Consider the following 6,374-nt stretch of genomic DNA (forward strand, 5'->3'; position numbering starts at 1 on the left):
GCTCGGTGTAGATCCGGTCCCGATTTCCATAGCGGCCGAAGAAGCCGTCGGCCGGGCCGGTGAAGATGTCGAGCCCGACGCCCAGGGTGGTGTTTTTTTCCAGGCGCCAATTGAGGCGTGGACGGATGAGCCCGCCCGCGTCTTTGAAGCTCTGGATCCAGAGAAGCTGGGGCTCGAGGCGGTTTCCCAGTTGGGTGGTGAGCCGCAGGCTCGCGCCGAACCCATCGGTCTTAAGGGTGTGGTTCCCGCCTCCACCGTCCAGGAAGGTACGCTGGAAGGCCTGCACGTTGAGCTGGGTGTCCTTCCCCAGGGAGAAGTCCGCGCCAGCGATGACGTCCAGGCTCTCCTGCTCCACCACCCCGTCGGGGATCGTGGGATCGGCAACGCTGAAGCGTTGACCGTGGGTGTAGACTGCCTCGGCACGCAGCACGAACGCACCCAGGTCCTTGCTCAGGGTGCCCCCGAGCTGCCAGATGCGGTCGTGGCGGGGCTGGAACCGGGCGGGCAGCCCGGGCGCGGCGGGCGCCAGGCGGTAGAAGGTGGGATGGGCGCTGAAGCTCCGGTAATAGAACAACGACCAATCCCAGCCAGCGGTGAGGGTGTTGAAGCGAAGCCCGTAGTTGCCGTTGCCAAGGGTGCGGGCCGGGCGCTCCGGACCCAGGAATAGCGCCGCGGCTTCCGGCGGTGTCGGCGAGGGCAGGGGCACAGGATAGAAATCCGAGCCGGGCTTGCCGATATCGTCGAACACCGGCACGGGAATCCACACCAGTTCCAGGTGGGCGTCCCCGGCGAAATACTCCGCCCGCGCCGCCCATTGGGGAATGCGGATGACATCGAAGCCGGGCAGGAGGAAGTCCCGTAGGTCCCGCGCCGAGACCACGTCGGCAAAGAAGAGCCCCACCACCTCGCCCCAGACGATGTTCTGCGCGCCGACGCGCAACTCCCATCCGGCGAGGGGGAAATCCAGGTAGATTTCCCGCCAGAAAGCGTCCAGGCGCTGATCTTCCTTGACCTGGGGCAGGTAGAAGTCGGAGGCGAAATAAACCGGATCCGCGTCCACCCGGGCGCCCGCCTTCCATCGCACGCCGCCCCCCAGGCGCCCTTCGGCCTGGAGCTGGGCGCGCGCCACCGCTCGGGACCAGTGGGAGGGTTTGCCGTAGGTGTAGGCGAGGGTGGCGTCGAGGAACCCACCCCACTTGAGGCGGGGAGCGCTTTCCTCCGCCGGCGCCAGTCCGAAGAGGGCCTCCCGGCTGAGGGGCAGGGGCGCGCCCGCGTCCTGCATGCTCGAAGCTTCGGCCTGGGCGAGCCGCAGCGCTGCGTCTGTGGCGCTCGCAATCGGGAGTCGAGCATCACCGGATCGGGGACGGTCGCGAGCGATGGAGAGCGGGGGCGAGGCAGTGAGCTCCACAGGAGCCCGCTCCGGTAAAAGAGGGGACAGGGGCGAGGATCGCTCGGCCTCGTGGGCTGGGAAAGCAGCCCCTGGGGAAGGGCTTGGCGTGCGGGCAGAGGCCTGCACTGGAGGATGCGGTTCGCTTCGGTTCCCACACTCGACGGCTCGGCTCGCCGCCCAACTGCCCAGCGTGAGGGGATAGCCGGGAGGCAGCCCATGGCGCGTCGCGGCCTCGGCGTCGGGTCGGTGCGTTTCACTCCCCTCCCTGCAGGCTTCCCGTTCTAGGGCGGCCCGCGTCTCGGTGTCGGGCATGGCCCAAGCCAGGCCGGCCAGGCCCCAGACCGCCAGCCTGGCGAGCGCCTTGAAAGCGCCGCGTCGCTTAATGGGACCTCCCCGCCAGGTCAAGGGCACTTCCCCGCCGGAGGGCGTCCACGGCGACCCACCGATCGCCGGCGCGCACCGCGAGGCGGGTGATGCGGCCGTCTTCGATCTGCACCAGGCGATCGGCCATGTCCATCACCTTCTGATCGTGGGTGGAGAAGACGAAGGTGGTGCCGAGCCGGCGGTTGATGGTCCGCATGAGCTCCAGGATGCTGCTGCCGGTGCGATGATCCAAATTGGCCGTGGGTTCGTCCGCCAGCACGATGCTCGGGTGGGTGGCCAAGGCCCGGGCAATGGCCACCCGCTGGCGCTGACCGCCGGAGAGCTGGTTGGGGCGATGACGGGCGAATTCCTTAAGCTGCACCATCTCGAGGAAATGGGCAACCCGCGCTTTGCGCTCCTTGCGGGAGAGCTCCGGAAACTGGAGCAGGGGATACTCCACGTTTTCTTCCGCCGTGAGCACCGGGAATAGGTTGAACGTCTGAAAGATAAACCCGATGGTGCGGGCGCGCAACCCGGCGAGCTGGTCGGGCGTTTTCCCGGTCACGTCGTGACCGTTGATGATAACTCGTCCTTCGGTGGGCGTGTCGATGCAGCCGATCAGGTTGAGCAGGGTGGATTTTCCGCTCCCGGAGGGCCCGGCGATGGCCATGAAAACGCCCGCTTCGATCGCTAGGGACACGTCCTCTAGCGCCTTGACCGTCTGCGTACCCAGTCGGTAGATTTTGGTCACGTGCTCGACCAGGACGACGCTCATGGCAGGGTGGGAAACGCTCGTCTCTCGGTTGCGGTCGTTCGAGCGCATGATGTCCGCGCTCGCGGCTCGCGCCCTCGCGGCGACGGCCTTCGCCTGCATGCCGGCACTCGCCGGGACAACCGTGGCCTTCGGTGCCGCTTCCCCTTCTACGGACGCCGAGGCGGTTGCCCGTAGTATAGTGGAAAAGGCCGACGCGATCCGGTTTCCCCAGGAGGGGTTTGAAGTCGACGTGGCCATCACCACCACCCGCGATGGTGCCCTCACCGAAAGTCGCAAGTACCGCGTCCTGTCCAAGGGCAATGACAAGACCATCGTGATGGTGACCGAGCCCGCCTCCGAGCGCGGCCAGATCCTGCTCATGCGGGAGCGGGACCTGTGGGTATTCCTCCCCAACGTTTCCCAGCCGGTGCGGCTTTCCTTGTCCCAGCGCCTGACAGGCCAGGTGGCCAATGGAGATCTGGCCCGGGCCAACTTCACGGGAGATTACACGCCGCGACTCTTGCGAGAAGAGACGATCGAGGGGAAAGACTACTACGTGCTGGAGCTCAACGCCGTGGATCGGGCGGTCACCTACCACAAGGTGATCTACTGGGTGCAGAAGGGGAATTTCTTTCCCTACCAGGCGGAGTTCTATTCCGTGTCGGACCGGCTGCTCAAGACCTGCCGTTACGAGGCTTTCCAGACCATGGCGGGGCGCGTTCGGCCGACCCGGCTGGTCATGCGGGATGCCCTGCGGGAGGGGGAGGTCTCGGTCTTGGAGTACACCCACATGAAGCTACGGGAGCTGCCGGACAAGGTTTTTACCAAGGATTATCTCAAGCGACTATGACGAGACGGATTTCGTTGCCGTCTGTCGTCGATTGACGACAAAGAGACGAACGAGAGTGGGTCAGGCTCGCACCGGCTTATGGCCTACCAAGAAGTTTTGACTGTCTCCGATCGGCGACACAAGACGGACCAGCGACTTAGCCATCCGAGCTCTAACGCATTGAACGATAAGCTTCCGTTCTTGGTGGCCCGGTTTTTGCCCTGCGGGATAGCATTGATACTCGGGCCTAGGGGAGGGGTGGCACCGCATGGCGCCATACGAAGCATGGGGGCTGTTGTCGGCGGTCCCGAGCAGGGTTTCCTTTGTTTCTTCGGAGTCTTTTCTTGCCGCATTCCGCGCCCGGCGTTCAGGACAAGGGCAACAGGGTGAGCGGTCCCGTTCCGGAGCCCAGGAGGCACTTTCGCGAATGCCCTCGGGGCCCCTCAAGGTGGTGGTGGCCCGCGCTCAGCACGAGCACGAATCCGCCATCACCCTTATCCGCCAGAACTATGCCCGGCGCGGGTACCGCACGTCCTTCCTCGCGGAGCCGCCAGCGGTAGGCTCCTCGGAAGGCCTCTATCGCCATGTTACTTTGCTGGCCCTGCAGGGTAGGCGTGCCGTGGGCACATTGACTCTGGGGCTCGACTCCAGCGCCGGGCTTTCGGTGGACGAGGCCCATCGCTGCGCGGTGGACGCGATTCGTGCCCAAGGAGGCCGCGTCTGTGAGTTGATCCGGCTCGCGGTGGACACCGGCGAAGCCTCCCGATCGGCCCTCGCTGTCCTGGTGCATTCGGCCTACCTGATCGGGCGGCTTGTGCACCGGGCGACCGATGTCTTCATCGAGGTCCATCCCCGTCACGTTTCCTTCTACGAACGGGCATTCGATTTCCGCCCGCTCGGTGAACCGAAAATGTGTCCCCGGGTCGAGGCTCCTTCGGTCCTCATGCACTTGGAGCTTTCACAACTCGACCGGCGCATGGGCCTGGCCCGTCCATCATCCCAGGCCGCCTGAATCCCTCAACCGACTCTCCCCTCCGCCCGTCGTCCCCTGGGCCACGGGCAGGCGTCTCGTCCAACGGCTTTTCTGCTCGACGGTGCGGCGACGGCCCCGGCTCCAGGCCCCAATCTGTCGGCAGACCTTACGGTCTTAAGACCGACTCGCCGGTAGGGAAAAAAAGCATCTGATTTCGAAGAGCATATTTGTCGGTATGGAGCTTGCTCCCCACTGGGGACACTTGGGGGTCGTGTTCAAAAGAGGAGAAAACATCCATGCAAAGGTCTCGCCATTCCAAAAATTGGATCCAGCACGGGTTGGCTGCACTCTTGTGGACTGCGGCCAGTGTCGCCCAAGCGGGGATCATCACCCAATGGACCACCACGGGGAGCTCAGCTCCGGCGTCGGGGCCCCGCGCTTTTTCCTCAGGAGGGGAGATTTTGAAGGCGTGGGCCTATTCCACCGAATACGAGAACGGAGCGGGCGTTTTGTCGGGTAGCAGGACGGCATTACTGCCGCCCCGCCCCCTAAGAACCGTACGTGCGAGTTTCCCCGCATACGGCTCAAGCCTCTGCAAAGCCCCTTGTGACAGGAGCCGGCAGTTCACTTACCACCTTGGCTGTGGAGTTGTCTGTGGCAGTTCGGGTGAAGGAGTTGCAGGTTAAAGATTGAGTCCGTTCCGCCGAGAGATTTCGGAAGGACGTGATGGATATTCCATCCAGTTTCCTTCGTAATTTTCTCTCCGCATTCCGGACAGTTCCCTTCCTGCTTGAACCAAAGCGTCCGCAGTTTCCTCCTTCCCTTAAGGTCTGCGTACATCATGAACGCAAAACGTTCATCAAAGTACGCGTCCCATTTCGGGTCGTAGGGATTCGCTTCCGCTTTGATCTTGACGTGGCGTCGGATCGGCGTGTCGGCGGCTTTTACCAACCTCAACACCTTCTCTTCACCTCGTGCATCCTTCACCGTCGTTGCGAACACCCAGTCCCTGGTGTAGTGTTTGGTCATGACTTCCCCTTCGACGATTTGCTCTCTTGCGAAAGCTTCCCGTCTCCAGTATCGGTCTTTGACCCACTTTGCACCTTTGTTTGGGTGTCTGCGACAGGCCCATGACCAAAGCTGTTTCCGGATGACAGTGTCCACCTTGTTGAAGGTTTCTTTCGCCACCTGGTTTTGATGATAGTTGGCCCATCCCCGGATAACCGGGTTGAGCATGGCTATCAGGTTTTCCTGCTTCGCCTGTTTGTTGGCCTTGATAATCGCCCGGATTTTCCGCAGGAACGCTTGCACGTTCTTTTTCGCAGGCTTGATGAGAAGTTTCCCATCGTACTTGCGTACATTCCATCCGAGGAAGTCAAAGCCTTCTTCGATATGCACGATCTTGGTTTTCTCCGGGGAGAGGCTCAAGCCCCGTTCCCTTAGGAATTCCTCGATCAGAGACTTCGCTTCCATCAGAACCTCTTTCGAGGCGCCGGTTATCACGAAGTCGTCTGCATATCGGATCAGATGGACCTTGCACTTCTGGGCTTTTTTGCTGCTAGGTCCACCGAAGTGTTCCCGCAGCTTTTTTTCCATTCCGTCCAAGGTCATGTTCGCCAACGTGGGCGAGATAATACCGCCTTGCGGCGTGCCCGCTTCCGTTGGGAACCACTGGTTGTGCCAGACAAAGCCGGATTTCAGCCACTTCCGGAGAATCACCTTGTCCATGGGGATGTTGGTGATCAACCAGTCGTGACTGATATTGTCAAAGCATCCTGAGATGTCAGCGTCAAGGATCCCTTGGGCCGAGTCGCGTTGGGCAAGTACTATGAAGCACTGTCCCACGGCGTCTCGACTTGCCCGCATGGGTCTGTCGGGTAGCAGGACGGCATTACTGCCGCCCCGCCCCCTAAGAACCGTACGTGCGAGTTTCCCCGCATACGGCTCAAGCCTCTGCAAAGCCCCTTGTGACAGGAGCCGGCAGTTCACTTACCACCTTGGCTGTGGAGTTTCCCTGACTGCCTTCGCAATACGCGTTTGCAGCCTCCTAACTGTTTGGTGTGCT

At 62.4% G+C, this 6,374-nt stretch carries 5 protein-coding genes; 2 read left to right on the forward strand and 3 right to left on the reverse strand.

Going from position 1 to position 6,374, the window contains the following annotated elements; genetic code table 11:
- Positions 1 to 1,795 (reverse strand): DUF1302 family protein (locus V7Q81_RS13870; protein ID WP_333844383.1); only part of this gene is annotated, 1,795 nt, incomplete at its 3' end.
- Entirely contained in the window at positions 1,770 to 2,528 is a 759-nt protein-coding gene (locus V7Q81_RS13875; RefSeq protein ID WP_333844386.1) for an ABC transporter ATP-binding protein, read from the reverse strand. The genes V7Q81_RS13870 and V7Q81_RS13875, both read right to left, overlap by 26 nt.
- Between V7Q81_RS13875 and V7Q81_RS13880 the strand changes: the two genes are divergently transcribed.
- Positions 2,527 to 3,357 carry an outer membrane lipoprotein-sorting protein gene (locus V7Q81_RS13880; protein ID WP_333844389.1) on the forward strand — a complete coding sequence of 277 codons (831 nt, stop codon included), beginning with the start codon at positions 2,527 to 2,529 and terminating at the stop codon, positions 3,355 to 3,357. The genes V7Q81_RS13875 and V7Q81_RS13880 overlap by 2 nt on opposite strands.
- Positions 3,358 to 3,763: 406 nt before the next feature.
- Positions 3,764 to 4,348 (forward strand): N-acyl amino acid synthase FeeM domain-containing protein, encoded by a 585-nt coding sequence (locus V7Q81_RS13885; RefSeq protein WP_333844392.1) that lies wholly within the window; start codon positions 3,764 to 3,766, stop codon positions 4,346 to 4,348.
- A gap of 585 nt (positions 4,349 to 4,933) precedes the next feature.
- Here V7Q81_RS13885 and V7Q81_RS13890 read toward each other — a convergent pair.
- Positions 4,934 to 6,175 carry a reverse transcriptase domain-containing protein gene (locus tag V7Q81_RS13890; protein WP_333844395.1) on the reverse strand — a complete coding sequence of 414 codons (1,242 nt, stop codon included), beginning with the start codon at positions 6,173 to 6,175 and terminating at the stop codon, positions 4,934 to 4,936.
- Positions 6,176 to 6,374: the final 199 nt, after the last annotated feature.

The organism is Pelomicrobium sp., from assembly GCF_036803785.1.
In the GTDB taxonomy this organism is placed as follows: domain Bacteria; phylum Pseudomonadota; class Gammaproteobacteria; order Burkholderiales; family UBA6910; genus Pelomicrobium.